Origin of the sequence: Paractinoplanes hotanensis, assembly GCF_023717965.1 — a bacterium.
In the GTDB taxonomy this organism is placed as follows: domain Bacteria; phylum Actinomycetota; class Actinomycetes; order Mycobacteriales; family Micromonosporaceae; genus Actinoplanes; species Actinoplanes polyasparticus.
In genome coordinates this window covers 95,157-110,599 of the sequence record NZ_JAMQOL010000048.1, presented here as the reverse complement: position 1 = coordinate 110,599, position 15,443 = coordinate 95,157, and the positions used below count along the sequence as shown (strand labels likewise).

At 69.8% G+C, this 15,443-nt stretch carries 15 protein-coding genes; 7 read left to right on the top strand and 8 right to left on the bottom strand.

The genetic code is table 11. The features are described from left to right. Positions 1-25: 25 nt before the first annotated feature. Entirely contained in the window at positions 26-337 is a 312-nt protein-coding gene (locus tag LXN57_RS33210; protein WP_251802168.1) for a hypothetical protein, read from the top strand. Here the strand turns inward: LXN57_RS33210 and LXN57_RS33205 are convergent. Further along, a complete protein-coding gene (locus LXN57_RS33205; protein WP_251802167.1) occupies positions 288-1,034 on the bottom strand; it encodes a DUF6082 family protein in 747 nt (248 codons plus the stop codon). The genes LXN57_RS33210 and LXN57_RS33205 overlap by 50 nt on opposite strands. Before the next feature lie 381 nt (positions 1,035-1,415). Then, complete coding sequence (locus tag LXN57_RS33200) at positions 1,416-2,258, bottom strand: phosphatidylinositol-specific phospholipase C/glycerophosphodiester phosphodiesterase family protein (protein ID WP_251802166.1); 843 nt, start codon at positions 2,256-2,258, stop codon at positions 1,416-1,418. A gap of 94 nt (positions 2,259-2,352) precedes the next feature. Here LXN57_RS33200 and LXN57_RS33195 point away from each other — a divergent pair, with 94 nt between their 5' ends. The 3 genes from LXN57_RS33195 (at position 2,353) to LXN57_RS33185 (ending at position 4,976) form a co-directional block, all read left to right on the top strand. Continuing rightward, positions 2,353-2,910, top strand: a complete 558-nt coding sequence (locus LXN57_RS33195; protein WP_251802165.1) for a hypothetical protein — start codon at positions 2,353-2,355, stop codon at positions 2,908-2,910. Between the two features lie 174 nt (positions 2,911-3,084). Beyond that, positions 3,085-3,828 carry a hypothetical protein gene (locus LXN57_RS33190; protein ID WP_251802164.1) on the top strand — a complete coding sequence of 248 codons (744 nt, stop codon included), beginning with the start codon at positions 3,085-3,087 and terminating at the stop codon, positions 3,826-3,828. 245 nt (positions 3,829-4,073) lie between these two features. Next, complete coding sequence (locus tag LXN57_RS33185) at positions 4,074-4,976, top strand: DUF5996 family protein (protein ID WP_251802163.1); 903 nt, start codon at positions 4,074-4,076, stop codon at positions 4,974-4,976. A 22-nt stretch (positions 4,977-4,998) separates the two neighbouring features. On the opposite strand, the gene LXN57_RS33180 is transcribed toward LXN57_RS33185, so the two are convergent. From LXN57_RS33180 to LXN57_RS33170, 3 genes are all read right to left on the bottom strand, one after another. Continuing rightward, the gene (locus LXN57_RS33180) at positions 4,999-5,229 is read right to left on the bottom strand and encodes a hypothetical protein (RefSeq protein WP_251802162.1); all 231 of its coding nucleotides are present in this window, start codon (positions 5,227-5,229) and stop codon (positions 4,999-5,001) included. A 291-nt stretch (positions 5,230-5,520) separates the two neighbouring features. Beyond that, positions 5,521-5,880, bottom strand: coding sequence for a hypothetical protein (locus LXN57_RS33175; RefSeq protein WP_251802161.1), 360 nt, complete (start codon positions 5,878-5,880; stop codon positions 5,521-5,523). 83 nt (positions 5,881-5,963) lie between these two features. Continuing rightward, positions 5,964-8,312 carry a hypothetical protein gene (locus tag LXN57_RS33170; protein WP_251802160.1) on the bottom strand — a complete coding sequence of 783 codons (2,349 nt, stop codon included), beginning with the start codon at positions 8,310-8,312 and terminating at the stop codon, positions 5,964-5,966. A gap of 127 nt (positions 8,313-8,439) precedes the next feature. On the opposite strand from LXN57_RS33170, the gene LXN57_RS33165 reads away from it, so the two are divergent. Next, complete coding sequence (locus tag LXN57_RS33165) at positions 8,440-10,251, top strand: immune inhibitor A domain-containing protein (RefSeq protein ID WP_251802159.1); 1,812 nt, start codon at positions 8,440-8,442, stop codon at positions 10,249-10,251. A gap of 203 nt (positions 10,252-10,454) precedes the next feature. On the opposite strand, the gene LXN57_RS33160 is transcribed toward LXN57_RS33165, so the two are convergent. Further along, the gene (locus tag LXN57_RS33160) at positions 10,455-10,961 is read right to left on the bottom strand and encodes a hypothetical protein (RefSeq protein WP_251802158.1); all 507 of its coding nucleotides are present in this window, start codon (positions 10,959-10,961) and stop codon (positions 10,455-10,457) included. A 99-nt stretch (positions 10,962-11,060) separates the two neighbouring features. On the opposite strand from LXN57_RS33160, the gene LXN57_RS33155 reads away from it, so the two are divergent. Then, positions 11,061-12,587 carry a beta-N-acetylhexosaminidase gene (locus LXN57_RS33155; protein WP_251802157.1) on the top strand — a complete coding sequence of 509 codons (1,527 nt, stop codon included), beginning with the start codon at positions 11,061-11,063 and terminating at the stop codon, positions 12,585-12,587. 68 nt (positions 12,588-12,655) lie between these two features. Here LXN57_RS33155 and LXN57_RS33150 read toward each other — a convergent pair whose 3' ends face one another. Both LXN57_RS33150 and LXN57_RS33145 read right to left on the bottom strand, forming a co-directional pair. Further along, positions 12,656-13,846 carry an epoxide hydrolase family protein gene (locus LXN57_RS33150; protein WP_251802156.1) on the bottom strand — a complete coding sequence of 397 codons (1,191 nt, stop codon included), beginning with the start codon at positions 13,844-13,846 and terminating at the stop codon, positions 12,656-12,658. A gap of 112 nt (positions 13,847-13,958) precedes the next feature. Further along, positions 13,959-15,101 (bottom strand): endonuclease, encoded by a 1,143-nt coding sequence (locus LXN57_RS33145; RefSeq protein ID WP_251802155.1) that lies wholly within the window; start codon positions 15,099-15,101, stop codon positions 13,959-13,961. Positions 15,102-15,173: 72 nt separating this feature from the next. On the opposite strand from LXN57_RS33145, the gene LXN57_RS33140 reads away from it, so the two are divergent. Further along, on the top strand, positions 15,174-15,431 hold the full coding sequence (locus LXN57_RS33140) for a DUF6412 domain-containing protein (RefSeq protein WP_251802154.1): 258 nt from the start codon (positions 15,174-15,176) through the stop codon (positions 15,429-15,431). Positions 15,432-15,443 lie beyond the last annotated feature (12 nt).

The window sequence follows — 15,443 nt, the reverse complement described above, 5'->3', positions numbered from 1 at the left end:
TCGGTGCGTCTTCCCACCAACCCGCATGCCGATGCGCTACAACTATGCGGTGCGCGAAGAGCTGACGACCGGATCACCGATTACCGGAGCCCTTCCGGCCTCGCCCATCCTGCGGCGATTGGGATCGTCCCCGCGTGCCCGCGGCAGCGCTACCGAGTGCACTTGCCCCGACCTGTTCGAGCTGGCCGACGGCAACTTCGCCGTCATCGGCACCGATCGAACCGACGAGCTGAGGCACCACCTTCCCGAGGACGCGGGCGTCGCCCAATACGAGCGAATCGTGGTCGTCAGTCGAGAGACACTTGTGGCGGCCCGCAAGGATCTCCCCTTTTCGTGACCTTCGACGGTGGATCACCCGGGTCCCTCGAAGGTGTGTCTACGGAGCAGGCCAGCACGCTTTGGTATTCACGCCAGATGGCGTCGGCCACCTTGGCCAGGGTTTGCTCCTGGGTGCCTTGCACATAGACGTTGTTTCTGGTGGTCGTAGTGGCGCCCCAGTAGTCGCGGACCTTCGGGCTGGCGAAGAGGTGCCGGACGTTGCTGACCATCTCTTCCTCGGAGGCGATGCCGACGGTGTACTGCAGCCACACGTTTTGGAGAAGCAGGTTGCTGTAGATGTGCTGTCGCCGGGACTTTTCGTCCTGGCCGCCGTGGTTCGGCAACACATCGGCCAAAGCCGCGTCATCCAGGGCCATATTCATAAGTTCCATGTGCAGGCCCCGAACACCGACGTCGGCGGTGCGCCGCAGCGCTTTCTCGGCGTCCTCCAGGGCGACACGCTGGACGCGCAAGTCGCGCGACTGCGTCCGATAGGTGATCACCAACGCCGCCAACGCGAACGCCGACAGCAGCGAATTGATCGCGCCGAACGCCTCGCCGGCGCTGCCCCACCGTGCCCAGAGGTCATCGTCGCCGCGGCGGCTGACAGCAGCGGCCAGGCCGATGCCGGTCGGCACCATCAGGCCACCGATCAACAGCGTGAAGAGCGTCCAGCGAACCCACGGAAAGGCTCGCGCCGACTCGTCGCCTTTCATGGCCGGTCCTTCCCGCAACGCTCCTTGCTCTGTCGCCCCCAGCGAGGAGAGAGCAAAAGCGCTCATGCCTGTAAGCACGATTTTGCGGCACGGCCGGACCTCGATGCCAGGCTGGGGCGTGAGTGAAATGATGAACTGCTACCTGGCAGACGGCTATTTAGCAGTCTGAAATGTAGCGTTGCAGTGACCTGGCCCCGGTTAAATATTACCGCTGAAGCGGAGAGTCACCAGCTTCGGGCTGTTCAAATCCATACCCATTCGGTAGGTCCTTATACGTCCCGTGGGCGCGCCGCAAGTCGCGCCCACGGCACCGCTCAACGCTTTTGGTCCAGATTGCGAGTTAGAAGAATTCTTATCGTCACCTGCAGTGAACGGCGCTCCTCAAGCGGCTTCCGCGAATGATCGGCCGCGGAGGAAGGCTTCCAGGCCCGTGAGGTCGTCGGTGTTGATGTGGTCGACGTCGGCGGCTACCAGTTCGCGCCACAGGGCGTCGCGGGCGGGGCCCGGGGTGTCGGGGGTGGCCCAGAAGCGGACGCGCTGGCCGTCGGCGTGGGCGTCGCGGACGAACTGGCGCAGTCTCGTGCGTTCGGCGGGCGGGATCGGGCCGGTGCCCTGCCAGGTGAAGAGGGTGGTCCAGTTGTCGCTGATCAGCGGGATCAGCGAGGCGGGGGCGCCCGAGTTGAGGTCGGCGGCGCGGCCGTCGTAGAACGCGTACCGCACCCGCTGGGCGACCATCAGGTCGCGGGGGCGGTCTCCGCTGACGACCACGGTTACGGCGTCTTTGGAAACCCTTCCCCACGCGTACGCCGTGAGAATGCTCCGATACTGGCGGAGCACCCGGTCGAGTTCCGTGTAGGTCGCGGCGCCGGTGTTCTTGATGTCCACCAGCAGTTGCAGCGAGATCGGGCTGCCCCGGTAGACGCGGCCGTGGTTGGCCCGGACCCGTTGCCGCAGCGGGTCGAGGTAGAGGCTCTGCAGTGTGCGGCCGGGGACCACGTCCTCCGGGTCGTGGCCGACGAGCAGTTCGCCGCCGACCAGGTAGATGTCGGCCTCGACGCTGGTGAAGCCGTGCGCCAGGGCGTCGGCCAGCGGGCGTTCGTGTTCGTAGTCGTTATGGGCGTGTGCGCGGGCCAGTGGGCGTACCCCGTGTGCCTGCGCCGCCGCCGGCGTCAGGGCCAGGGTGGCGGACACCGCGGCGATCAGGGCCAGAATTCGGCGAATCATGCGTCCTCTCCCGTCCAGTCATCGACGAGGATGACTCTATGGGTGGGTGCCGGCCCGGACCGTGAATGTGCGGTGAAAGGCTAGGATCGCCGGCATGGCGGCGGGGAACTCGCGGATCAAGCCAGTCGAGCGGGCGACGAACCGGTCGTGGGACGAGTGGCTCGTGTTCATGGACGGGATCGGCGCCAAGGACCTCGACCACAAGCAGATCGCGCTGAAGGTCTACTACGAGCTCGAGGGCGCCGGCGTCGAGCCGCTCGGCTGGTGGACGCAGGCCGTGACGGTCGCCTACGAGCAGTTCATCGGCCGTCGCATCCCGGGCCAGCGACCCGACGGCACGTTCCAGATGAGTGTCAGCAAGTCCACCAGGCTGGGCATGCAGGAACTGATGGACGCCTGGTCGCGGTTCGCCGCGCAGGACGACTTCGTGAGCGGCCTGGTCGCCGGCGACCCGAAGATCAGCGGCACCGAACGCCGCATCACGTGGCGGACCAAGGCCGGCGACGGGTCCTCGGTCGTCGTCACGAGCGAACCCAAGCCCGACGGTACGGCCTCGATCGTGGCCACCCAGATCGGCCTGCCGGGCCCGGAGCAGAACGACGAGGCCCGCGCGAACTGGGCCGCCGCCGTCGCCCGCTTCCTGTCCCGCTGAGGACGAGGACGCGTCCGGGCGCCGCTTCACCAGAGCACGTGCGGCGTCAAGGTCGCCCGGGGTGTGACCTTCCGTCTAACGGGCGATAGGCGTACGACCAGGGATTGCGCGGGCCGGGCGGCGGGCGTTTGGTGGAGGGCGCTACCGGTGGGGAGGTGCGAGCAGAGGGCTGCGATGTTGAAAACTGCGATCGACCGGAATCTCGCCACGGGGGTCACGACTGTACGCCTCGACGGCGAACTGACGCCCGCTACCGTTCCCGAGGTCGGGACGGTGATCGCCAAGGTCGCGGCCGAGTGCCCGCCGGCGGTGATCGTCGACCTGACCGGGCTGTGCCACGAGGACGATCCACTGCTGAGCGTGTTCGCCACGATGACGTACGACGCCCAGCTGCACTGGGGAGTGCCCGTGCTGCTCTGCGACGCGGCTCCGGGCGTACGGGAAGGTCTGGAAGCCTTTCGGACCTACGTGGCCCTGTACGAGGACCGGGGCATGGCGTCGCTGGCCGTGCACGCCAACGTTCCGCGCTGGGTGCGCCGGCATCTGCGGCCCGAGGCGCGCAGTGCGGCGATCGCCCGGGGCGTGACCGGCGAGGCCTGCCTGACCTGGGGGCTCGAGGAGCTGTACGGCCCGGCCCGCCTGGTCGCCAACGAGCTGACCGCCAACGCGGTCGTGCATTCGGGCGGCGAATTCGACCTGACCCTCGTTCACACCGGGCGCTATCTGCGGATCGCGGTGCAGGACGGCTGCACCACCATGCCTCGTTGCCCCGAGGGCCCGCCGGTGACGAGCACCGTGATGCGACCGGGCTCGGGCCGCGGGCTGCGCATCGTCGCCGCGGCCGCCACCCACTGGGGCGCCACCCCGCTGCTCGACGGCAAGATCGTGTGGGCGCTGATCAGGTCCGGTCACCGGTAACGCTGGCCGGGTCGACGTGGGTGACCTCGCCGCTGGAAGCGCCGTGCACCGAGAAGCGACCCCCGGCCGCTGTCACCTCGAACGCGCCCGCCCGATCCGGCCCTAGCCCCCTCCCTCCCGGGGCAGGCTGGATTCAACCAGAGTTGAGCCGAACGGGTAGCGCGTTGTCCACAGGGCCACGCACGTCACGCGTTCGCTGTCCACAGGGCCGCCCGATCACGGTGCGGGCCTGGCAGGCTGGAGCGATGGAGAACGCGATCATCCAACCGTGGCCCCGCCTACGCGTCGCCGACTGGGCCGACACCCGCGACACGCTGCACATGTGGACGCAGATCGTCGGCAAGGTCCGCATGGCGTACGCGCCGCCGGTCAACCACTGGTGGCACGTCACGCTCTATCCCAGCGCGCGCGGGCTCACCACCTCGGCCGTGCCGCACGGCAGTGGTGTGTTCGATCTCGAGTTCGACTTCCTCGACCACCGCCTGCACGTGCGCACCAGCGACGGCGGCTCACGCGACGTGACCCTCGAGCCCAAGTCGGTCGCGACCTTCTACGGCGAGACCTTCGAGGCCCTGGCCGCGCTCGGCGTCAAGCCGCGGATTCACGCCGTCCCCAACGAGGTCGAGCGCGCGGTCCCCTTCGCCGACGACCACGAGCACAAGTCGTACGACGGTGCGGCCGCGCAACTGTTCTGGCGTCAGCTGCTGCAGGCCGAGCGGGTGCTGGGCCGGTTCCGGTCCGAGTTCGTGGGCAAGAGCAGCCCCGTTCACTTCTTCTGGGGCGCGATGGATCTGGCCTGCACCCGCTTCTCCGGCGGTATCGCTCCGCCGCATCCGGGTGGCGCGCCCAACTGCCCGCCGTGGGTGATGCGGGAGGGCTACTCGCACGAGCTGGCGAGCTTCGGCTTCTGGCCCGGCGGTGGCGAAGAGGGCGCCTTCTATTCGTACGCGTATCCGGAGCCTCCGGGCTATGCCGAGCGCACGGCCGCCTACTACGACAAGGCGCTGCAGGAGTGCGTCCTGCCCTACGAGACGGTCGCCGAGGCAGCCGACCCCGACGCGGCGCTCACCGAGTTCCTCCGCACGACCTACGAAGCCGCTGCCGACCTGGCCCACTGGGACCGCCCTGCCCTGGAGACGTCACGGTAGCCACGTCTGCGCCGAGACCGCGTCAGCCGCGCTCCAACGGATCGCCCGGCGCCGGCGGGGCCACCATACGTTGCTCGTGGGCCTGGATCTCGTGGTTGATCTGGTGAGTATGCGGACGATAGATCAAGTCCACGGGTCCCATGATGTCGCGGCCCACGCCACTCCGACGAGTCCGGGCCGCGAGCCACGCGAGGCAGCCCAGGATGGCCGCCAGGACGGCGACGAAGGCGAGCCACGGCACAATCTGTCCCACCCGGGCAGCCTACGTCGGACGCCGGTCCGCCTTTCTGATCAGGTCGTCGAGCCGGACGGGCGCGTCAGACGCCGAGCATCCCCAGCCGCCGGCGTGCATCGCGACCTCCTCGGCCCGGGGCGCGGCAAGGGCGCTCTCGCTGCGCCACTTGGGCGAGGGGCTGCGCCGGGCGTCACCGGGGGCCTCCGACGGCTGCGGGCGTCAGCCGTCGGGGGTGTGGGGGCCCTGGATTCCGAACTCGGGCAGGCCACTACGCCGGGCGTCACCGGCGGCGTCTGACGGCTGTGGGCGTCAGCCGTCGGGGGTGAAGAGGCCCTGGATGCCGACGACGATGGCGATCAGGCCGAAGATGGCCAGCAGCAGCGCCGGCGGGGCGTTGCGGCGGGTCAGGCGGTCCCACAGCAGGGCGACGCCGACGAGGATGCCGACGATCTCGTAGTGGAAGACGCGGGGGCCGTCGAAGAGGTGGACCAGCAGGTAGTAGCCGCCGGCGACCAGGGCCACCACGCCGACGATCCAGCCGAACGGGGCCACCCGGTCGGCCGCGCGGGCCAGGTTGTCGCCGGCGCGGGGGATGCGGCGCAGCAGGCTGATGGCGAGCAGGAAGCCGCCCACGATGTTCGCGAGGTCGAGAAGCAGGGCCATGAGCATCACGCGCCCATACCCGGGAGCGCTCCCAATCAATCTCGATCGGAGCAGCGCGGCGATTCAGGCCGCCGGGAGGGACATCGGGCTCAGTCCGCCGGGCCGGTCGCGGCGGCGCCGGGCTTCGGGTCGTCGGGTAGGCGGAGGGTCGGCGTCGGCAGCTGCCAGATGACGCGGGGGTCGTTCAGCGGCTTGCCGTGCCACATGCGGACGTCGATGGCCGGGCTGTGCAGATCACCGCGCACCACTGTGGCTTTCTTGCCGTTCGAGAGTGTGAAGTCCGGCAGGTTCAGGCGCGTCAGGTCATTGCCGGCGGGCGTGGCCGGCAGCAGGGCGTCGGCCAGCAGCACCGCGTCCCAGGCCGGGATCAGATAGGTGCCCAGGTCGTTCGCCTCGCAGGGCTGGCTGGTCAGCTTGGCCGCGGCGTCCAGCGGGCACGCGTCGAGCAACTGGCCGTCGGAGATGTTGTCCGCGCGGTCGGCGCAGGTGAACGGGCCCTTCAGCTCCACGAGATCGCCCTCCTTCTCGATCTGGCGGGTCAGCACCCCGTACGCCTGCTCGGTCAGATCGGCGCAGCCGGGGCCGCCGACGTTGTAGTTGACCGCCCAGTCCGCGTTGCTGACCGCCCGCAGCTGGTAGTTCGCCATGAAGCGGCTCACCGACACGTCGGCGATGACCAGGCGGGGCCGGGAGTGCCCGCACACGTCGTTGACCCGCTGCACGAACGCGGCGAAGCGCGTCCACCGGTCGGCGAAGTACAGCGCGGTCGGCGGCGTGGTCTTGTCGGACTCGCAGATGGAGTCGTCGATCTTCTCGAGCGCCGGCAGGTGCCGGGCGGACGATCCGGGCTTGGTCGCGACGGCCGCGAGCAGATCGTTGACCAGCGACGTCGTGTACTGGTCGGTCGGGTTGGGCTCCTGGTAGATGTCGAGCCGGAAGCCGTCCTGGTAGGCGTGGGCCAGCCGTTTGGCCGCGTCCGCGGCGTACTGCATGTTCGGCGGCGCCAGCTGGAGGTAGCCGGGCTTGTTGACGAACTTCTGGTCGGGTGCGCCCTGGTCGGCCAGCAGGTTCGGGGCGATGAACGGAATGCCGGCCTTGAGCAGGCGGTTGATCGCGCGCTGGGTGTCGTCGCGGCTGTCGCCGCCGCCGATCACGACGACCCGGTCGCCCAGGGCGGGACGGCGCTTCTCGATCATCGCGGCGACGTCGTCGACGTGGGCGACGTCCGGGCCGGCGTCGGCGATCACCACGTGCACCTTGTGCTTCGTGGTGGCGGCGATGTGCGACTGGGCGTACAGGAAGGCCCGCAACTGATCGCGCTCGGAGGGGTAGTCGCGGCCGTCGGCGCAGCGTGCCGGGTCGGACTTGAGCGGCTCGCAGGAGAGCGCGCCCAGCCACACGACGGTCAGGTCGCCCGGTTCCAGCGGCTTGTTCCGTTCGAGGATGCGGCGCTGCAGCTCGGTCGTGACCGGGTCCTTGCCGAAGGCCGAGGCCGCGAACATGCCCGCGTCGGCGCTGTCGATCAGGCCGTAGCATCGGCCGTCGGCGGTGGCCCGCAGCGTGGTGATGCCGCTGGAGGTGGGCAGGGTGTAGCAGTTGTTGACCACGCCGGGCAGCCACTCGTCACGGGTATAGCCGAGGAAGCTGAGGAACAGGGTCAGCACGGCCAGCACGGCGTGGTGCGCCGGTTTCAGAGCCGGCTGTTTGACCAGACCGACCAGCTTGTCGGAGATCACGATGGGCAGCACGATGGCGGCCACCGAGATGCCCAGCGCCCGCGCCTCGGAGCTGCCCGAGAAGATGTCGGCGACCACCACGGTGGCCAGCGCGAAGACCACCGCGATGCCGCCGAGCAGCCCGACCAGTTTGAAGTCGGCGGTCAGCGGCACGGCCACGACGGCCAGCCCGAGCGCGACCAGGATGGTGCCGACCCCGACGTAGCCGGTGATCGCGGCGTGCACGATCAGCACCAGCAGGGCGAGCACGGCAACCAGCCCGGGCCGGTTGCCCGCCGTCAGAATGTCGAGCAGGCGCGACTTCCGCTTCGCGGCCCCGGTCCCGGGCTTCGCCTCCTCCGCGTCTGCAGCCCTGGCGGCAGCCACGGCTCTGGCCTCGGCCTCGGCTTTGGCCGCGGCCGCCGCCTTGGCCGCCGCGTCAGCCGCGTCGACCGCCGCAGCGGCGATCTTGGCCGCGGCGGCCGCCTTGGCCGCCGCGTCGGCCTCGGACGTGGGCGGGGACGTCGTCTTCCGCACCTCGGCGATGATCCAGAGCACGCCCCACAACACGGATGCTCCGGCCACCACGTACACGACCGCCCGCCAGCCGGACGAACCGGACAGCAGGGCCCGGCCCAGGATGACCGCGGCCAGCACCACCGCAGCCAGGCGCAGCAGGGAATCGCCGCTCGGGAGGAAGCGCAGCAGCCGCTGGTAGCGCATCGACACCCCCTTTCGTACTCAGTGGACACCCAGGGTAGGGGAGCGACGCCAGTGCGTGAGAAGCCTTGAATAGAAACATGGAGATGTATGAGATAGGGGGGTCCATCTCTGCAGAGGAGCACACCCCTTGAGGAAACAGAGCACTGTCGTGCTTGCCGCCGTCTCCGCGTTCGCGGTGGTGGCGGGCTTCACGGCCATGCCCGCGGCCGCCGCACCCGGCGACGTCGCGACCCGCTCGGCCGACGTGGAACCAACCGCGTCACTCGGCGAGGACAACCTGCCTCACCCGCTCGCCGAGCAGCGTGAGGCCGAGCGCACCGAGGCCCTCGCCAAGTTGATCGCCGGCGAGGTGAAGAGCGAGAAGCGTACCGGCTCCGAGGTCATCAAGCTCGGAAAGGGCAAGTTCGTCGAGTACCGCAAGAAGGAGACCAAGACCGACCCGGTGCTCACCTTCCTGACCGAGTTCGGCGACGCCACCTACCCGGCGGCCGGCGGCACGGCGGGTCCGCTGCACAACCAGATCGCGGCCCCGAACCGTACGAATGACAACACGACGATCTGGCGGAGCGACTTCACCCCGGCTTACTACAAGGACCTTCTGTTCGCCAAGAACAAGGAGTCGATGGCGGACTTCTACTACAAGCAGTCCGGCGGCCGGTACACCGTGGGCGGTGACGTCTCCGACTGGGTGAAGCTGCCCTACAACGAGGCCCGCTACGGCAGCAACGAGATCGGCGAGGACGACGGCTACTGGAACTACATCAAGGACACCGCCACCGCCTGGTACGAGTCACAGGTGGCCGCGGGCAAGACGCCCGAGCAGATCAAGGCGTACCTGAAGACGTTCGACGTGTGGGACCGCGACGACTACGACAAGGACGGCGACTTCAACGAGGCGGACGGCTACATCGACCACTTCCAGGCCATCCACGCCGGTGAGGGCGAGGAGGCAGGCGGCGGCGCCCAGGGCGAGGACGCTATCTGGTCGCACCGCTGGTTCGCGTTCCCGGACGGCGCCGGCGCCAGCGGCCCCACGGGCAACCTGGCCGGCGGCGTGCCGATCGGCGACACCGGCCTCTGGATCGGCGACTACACGACCGAGCCCGAGAACGGCGGCCTCGGCGTCTTCGCCCACGAGTACGGCCACGACCTGGGCCTGCCCGACCTGTACGACACGGCCGGCGGCGACAACGGCACCGGCTTCTGGACCCTGATGTCCGGCGGCTCGTGGCTCAACCGCGGCGCCCCGACCATCGGTTCGACGCCCGGCTACATGGGCGCCTGGGAGAAGATCTTCCTCGGCTGGTCCAACTTCGTGACGGTCAAGCCCGGTAAGAGCAAGTACGTGACCCTGGGCTCGGCCGCCAACGGCCAGAGCGACGTGCTGCCCGAGGCGGTCGTGGTGCCCCTGGCCGACGGCTCGTACTACGCCGCCGAGTACCGCACGTACACCGGCTACGACGAGACGCTGAAGGTCGGCCCGTATCAGTTCGGTTGGCTGGACACCCGGCCGGACTGGGTGGAGCGGTTCCCGTACCAGGACGGTCTGCTGGTCTGGTATGTGAACCCGGCCGCCGGCAACAACAACACGAGCCGCCACCCCGGTGTGGGTCTGAGCCTGCCGGTCGACGCGCGCCCGGCGCCGGTCGTCTTCCCCGACGGCGTGCTGCTCGGCAACCGCCGCCAGCCCTTCGACGCCACGTTCGGCCTGCAGAAGACCGACCCGGTGACCCTCCACCGCAACGGCGCCGCGGTCTCGGTCCCCCGGCAGGCGGCCAAGCCGGTGTTCGACGACTCCGACCCGCTGGCCTACTGGAACGCGGCCAACCCGCAGAACTCGGTGAAGGTGGCCGGAGCGGGCGTCAAGCTCGAGGTGAAGACCCAGATCACGGGTCTGATCCCGGTGATGACCGTCAAGGTCACTCCGCCCCGGGCGTGACCCTCGGGTGCGCCGGGCCGGCCGTGTTCTCCGGCCCGGCGCGCTCAGCGGTCGAGCACGATGTCCGGGAAGTGTTTCCGGATCACCTCGGGCCGCGCTGCGGACCTCCTGCGCGGCGGCCCGCTGACGCGCCGCTCTTCCGTTCCGCTCGCCATCGGACTGGAGTTCCCAGCGGCTGCGGCTGATAAACGTGGCGAGGCGCCTCAAGAGCCCGGTGATTCCGCCGTGGGCGTCCGGTAGACGAGATCCATCGTGTCGGTGTACCCCGACCAGGTGAGCGTGAAGCGCCAGCAGCCCGCGCGCGGCACGTCGACGACGGAAGGCCCGGGCCCGCCGGCAACCTGCTGGTCGGCTCGCTCACCGGAGCCGTCCCGCCGGGCCGTGATGACGAGCGGGTCGCCCGTGACAGGCTGCCGGGAGACCCAGAGGATCTTGTTGCTGCGGCCGTTCCCGGGCGGGCTGCTCAGGGGCGAGCCGAAGACGACGGCGAGGATGTCACCCTTCGCGCCGTAGACGTGCGGGACGCCGGCGCCGTCACCGCTGAAACCGGCCCGGGCCCACTCGGGAAGGGCGTCATCGCGTACGGGCGAGCCGCAGGCCGCAGCGGGCGCGGGCGCAGAGGTGGGTGGCGGTGCGGGCTCGCCGGACGGGCTGCATCCCGCCAGCAGCAAAGCCGCACCGACGGTGGCGACGGTGGCGACGGTTCTCATACCTGGCAGACACCGCCCGGCGTCTCGCGGTTCCGCCGCGTCCACCGGAATCAGGCAGGAGTCTTCACAGATCGACGATGGGCTATGTACGGTCGGGGGATGCGGAAACGACTTGCTGTGCTTCTCGCCTGTGCGCTGCCGCTGGTCCTCGCACCCGCGCCGGCTGATGCGGCTGGGCCGCCGGCCGTCGCGCTGAACAGCGTGATCCCGGCGCCGGTGGAGGTGCGGCCCGGCGGGCCGGCCTTCCGGCTCACCGCCCGCACGGTCATCGTGGCGCCGCCCTCGGCTCGGCCCGTGGCTGATCGCCTGGCTGAAGCGGTGCGCGCGGCCACCGGCTATCGGCTCGCCGTCGTGAAGCACGCGCCGCGGCATGCCCCGGCGATCACGCTGGCGCCGGGCCGGACCGGTGGTGAGGGCTACCGGCTGAGCGTCGGGCGGAAGGGCGTCACGATCCGGTCCGGAGGGAACTCCGGGTTGTTCAACGGCGTGCAGACGCTGCGTCAGCTGCTGCCCCTGGAAGCGCCGTGGACGGTCGCGGGCGGGGAGATCCTCGACCGGCCGCGGTTCGCGTATCGCGGGGCCTTCCTCGACCTGGCCCGGCACTTCCACACCCCGGCCGAGATCAAGCAGTACATCGACGAGATCAGCCAGTTCAAGGTGAACCATCTGCATCTGCACCTGTCGGACGACCAGGGATGGCGCATCCAGATCGACTCGTGGCCGCGGCTGACCGCCGTCGGTGGCGCGGCCGGCACGGGGGTCGACGGTGTGGGCGGGGGCTTCCTGACCAAGGCGGACTACCGCGATCTCGTACGCTATGCGGCCGCCCGCTACGTGACGATCGTGCCCGAGATCGACATGCCGGGGCACGTCAACGCGGCCCAGGTCGCCTACCCGGAGCTCACCTGCGACGGTGTCGCGCCGCCGCCTCGCACGGACACAGCGGTCGGCTACAGCTCGCTGTGCATCGGCAAAGAGGTCACGTACCGCTTCGTCGAGGACGTCATCCGCGAGCTGGCCGAGCTGACGCCCGGGCCGCTGATCCACATCGGCGGCGACGAGGCCCACGCCACGTCCGAGGCCGACTACATCGCCTTCCAGCAGCGGGTGCTTCCGCTCGTCGGCAAGTACGGCAAGACCGCGTACGGATGGAACGAGATCACCCAGGCGCCGGCCAGTCACACGGCGATCGCGCAGTACTGGAACACCAGCACGACCGATCCGACTTTGGCCGCGGCGGTCGCGGCCGGCGCCAAGGTGATCATGTCGCCCGCCAATCTGGCCTACCTCGACATGAAATACGACCCCTCGACCCGGCTCGGGCTGAGCTGGGCCGGCTACATCGAGGTCCGCACGGCGTACGACTGGGACCCCGGCGCCCACGTGACCGGCGTTCCCGAGAGCGCGGTCCTCGGCGTCGAGGCTCCGCTGTGGTCGGAGACCCTGCGCAGCATCGAGGACATCGAGTTCATGGCCTTCCCCCGCCTGGCCGCCATCGCCGAGCTCGGCTGGTCCCCGTCGCGCGACTGGGAATCCTTCCGGACGCGACTCGGCGCCTACGGCCCCCGCTGGACCGCCCGCGGCGTCGGCTTCTATCCCTCCCCGCAGATCGACTGGGCGGGCTGAGGTCCGGGTCAGGGCAGCGGGCGGGAGGCGACCTGCGGCACAGATCGACTGGGCGGGCTGAGGTCCGGTCAGCGCAGCGGGCGGAAGGCGGCTCGCAGCTCGGCGGTGAACAGGTCGGGCTCCTCCCAGGCGGCGAAGTGGCCACCGCGTTGGGCCTCGTGGAACCAGGCGAGGTCCGGGTACGCAGTCTCGACCCAGCTGCGTGGGGCGGCCCAGATCTCGTCCGGGAAGGTGGTGAAGGCGACCGGGACCTGAACCGGTGGGGGCGCGTGGCCGGACGCGCCGGCCGCGGCCAGGAAGCGGCCGAACTCCCAGTACCAGCGGGCCGCCGAGGCTCCGGTGCCGGTCAGCCAGTACAGGGTGATGTTGTCGAGGATGGTGTCGCGGCTGAGGCTGCCGGTCTGCTCCTTGTCGACGAAGGCCTTCGACATCTTGTAGTAGCTGTCGGTGTCGTGGTCGAGCATCCAGGCGGCCAGGCCGACGGGGGAGTCGAGCAGGGAGTAGCCGATCGTCTGCGGGCGGGTGGACTGCTCCAGGAAGTAGCCGAAGCCGTCGGTCGTGAACGTGGCCAGCTTGTCATGCGCCCGGCGTTCGGCCTCGGACTGCGCGGGCAGGTGGTCCTTGAGGCCGATCGCGCCGGCCAGCAGATTGAGGTGGATGCCGAGCAGGCCGTCGGGGCCCTGGCGGCCCATCGCGTCGGTGACAGCCGCGCCGACGTCGCCGCCCTGGGCCACGTACCGGGAGTAGCCGAGGCTGGTCATGAGCTGCGCCCAGGCGGCGGCGATCCGGCCGTTCTCCCAGCCCAGCTCCATCGGCGCGGCCGAGAAGCCGTACCCGGGCAGGGACGGCAGCACCAGGTGGAACGCGTCCTCGGCCTGTCCGCCGTGCGCGGTCGGGTCGGTGAGCGGGCCGACCGCGCCGAGCAGTTCGACGATCGAGCCGGGCCAGCCGTGAGTCATGATCAGCGGAAGGGCGTCCTCGTGCGGCGAGCGTACGTGCAGATAGTGGATCTGGACGCCGTCGATCTCGATCGTGAACTGGGGCAGCGAATTCAGCCGGGCCTCGAAGGCCCGCCAGTCGTGGCTGCTCGTCCAGTAGCGGGCCAGTTCCTGCATCGTCGCCAGTTGCACGCCCTGGGAACGGTCGGTGACCAGTTCCGGGCCGGGCCATCGGGTGGCCGCGACCCGGCGGTGCAAATCGGCGATCTTCTCTTCCGAGGTGTCTAGTGTGAACGGTCGAGGTTGGTTGTTGTCGGACATGTATTCCCCCTTAACGGGGTGGGTCGGACACTCAGACGCGAGTGATGCTACGCGTACTTTCGGTGACTGAACCTCGTCGTTTTGGAGGGAACACCGCCGGCTCGGCGGCCCGTCAGCCGAACACGGACGACGCCCATTCGGGGTGGTCGACGAAGGGGTTGCGGTTGCGCTGGTACGACGCGTAGATGATCTGGTTGCGGTTGCGCTCGAAGGCGTCCGGCGGGTCCTGCGCGTTCCACTGCAACAGGGCCGAGACGCGGCCGATCCGCGGGGCCGTGCCGCTGCCGGTGGCGTTGTCGACCTCGAGGTCGGGCCACGCGTCGCCGCCCTCGTAGCGCACGGCCATATAGAAGATCATGCGGGCCACGTCGCCCTTGACGGCGCTGCGCGGCTCCCAGGAGTCGCCGTCGGTGAAGTTGCCGGGAGCACTGGCCACCGCCGAGCCGCCGTTGTCGAAGTCCTTGTTGTCGCGCAGCGAGTTGACGCCGACGTCCTCGGGGCGCAGGTGGTGCAGGTCGGTGCCGGGGCCGGCGGCTGTGCCGAAGTCACCGTGCGACTTGGCCCAGACGTGCTCGCGGTTCCAGTTGCCGCTGTTGCCGCCGTTGAGCGACTTCGACCGGCTGGTTCCCGAGTACAACAGGATCACGTTGTTCGCGTTGCCCGGGTCCTGGTCGGTGGCCTTCAGGGCGTTCCAGACCGCGTCGTACGACAGGGTGGTCACTCCGCGCGAGACGATCGTGTGCAGCGCGTCCTTGAGCTGCTCCCCGCTCTTGCCCGCGGCCGACGCGTAGTACGAGTCGGACGGCGGGGGAGTGGTGGGCGTGCCCGGCGTGGTCGGTGGCGTCGTGCCGCCGGCGCTCATCGCGGTCGGGGACTTGAGGCCCGGATGCGAGAAGTACGCGGTGAGCGTGCCCGTCACGGTGATCGGGTCGCCCAGCAGGCCGGGGTTGCTGCGCAGCCCGAACGACGACCGGTACGCGCTGGTCACCTGCACGTAGAGCATGCGGCTGGTGCCCGCCTCGCCGCTGTTGTCGGCGATCGCGACGGCCGTGTCGCCGGTGAAGTTGCTGGTGCGCACCGTGGTGGTGGCGGTCGGTTCGCCCACGACGTAGCCGCGGACCGTGCCGGTGCCGCTTTGGCTGCTGATCGCCTGCGCGACCGTCAGCGTGGCGGCGGCCGAACCGGCCGGCGCCCGCACGAGCGTGATCGTCAGCGCCAGGAGCGCGACGGAAGATATCGCAACGCGTCGATACATGGCCTCAGCATAGGAAGCCGGGGGTGAATCGGGGCCATATCGGCCTTGTCATACGGGTGTACGGTTCTCGTCATGACGTGGCTGGACGCGATCTGGTGCGTGGTCATCGCCCTGACCGACGCCGGTCCGTCCGCGCTGCTGTTGATAGCCGCCGCGGCCGCGGGCCTGCTGGTGCTTCTGTGGGGCACCGCCACGGCCACACCGGGCGAGACGGGCCGGGCCTTCCAGCGAAAGGCCGAGCGCGCCGGCGTGCCCCGTCATCGCGACCCCGACGCCCCGGGCCGCACCCGCCCGCGAGGACCCACCGCACGGCCCTGGGCGGCCGTGTGATCCCAGGCGAAA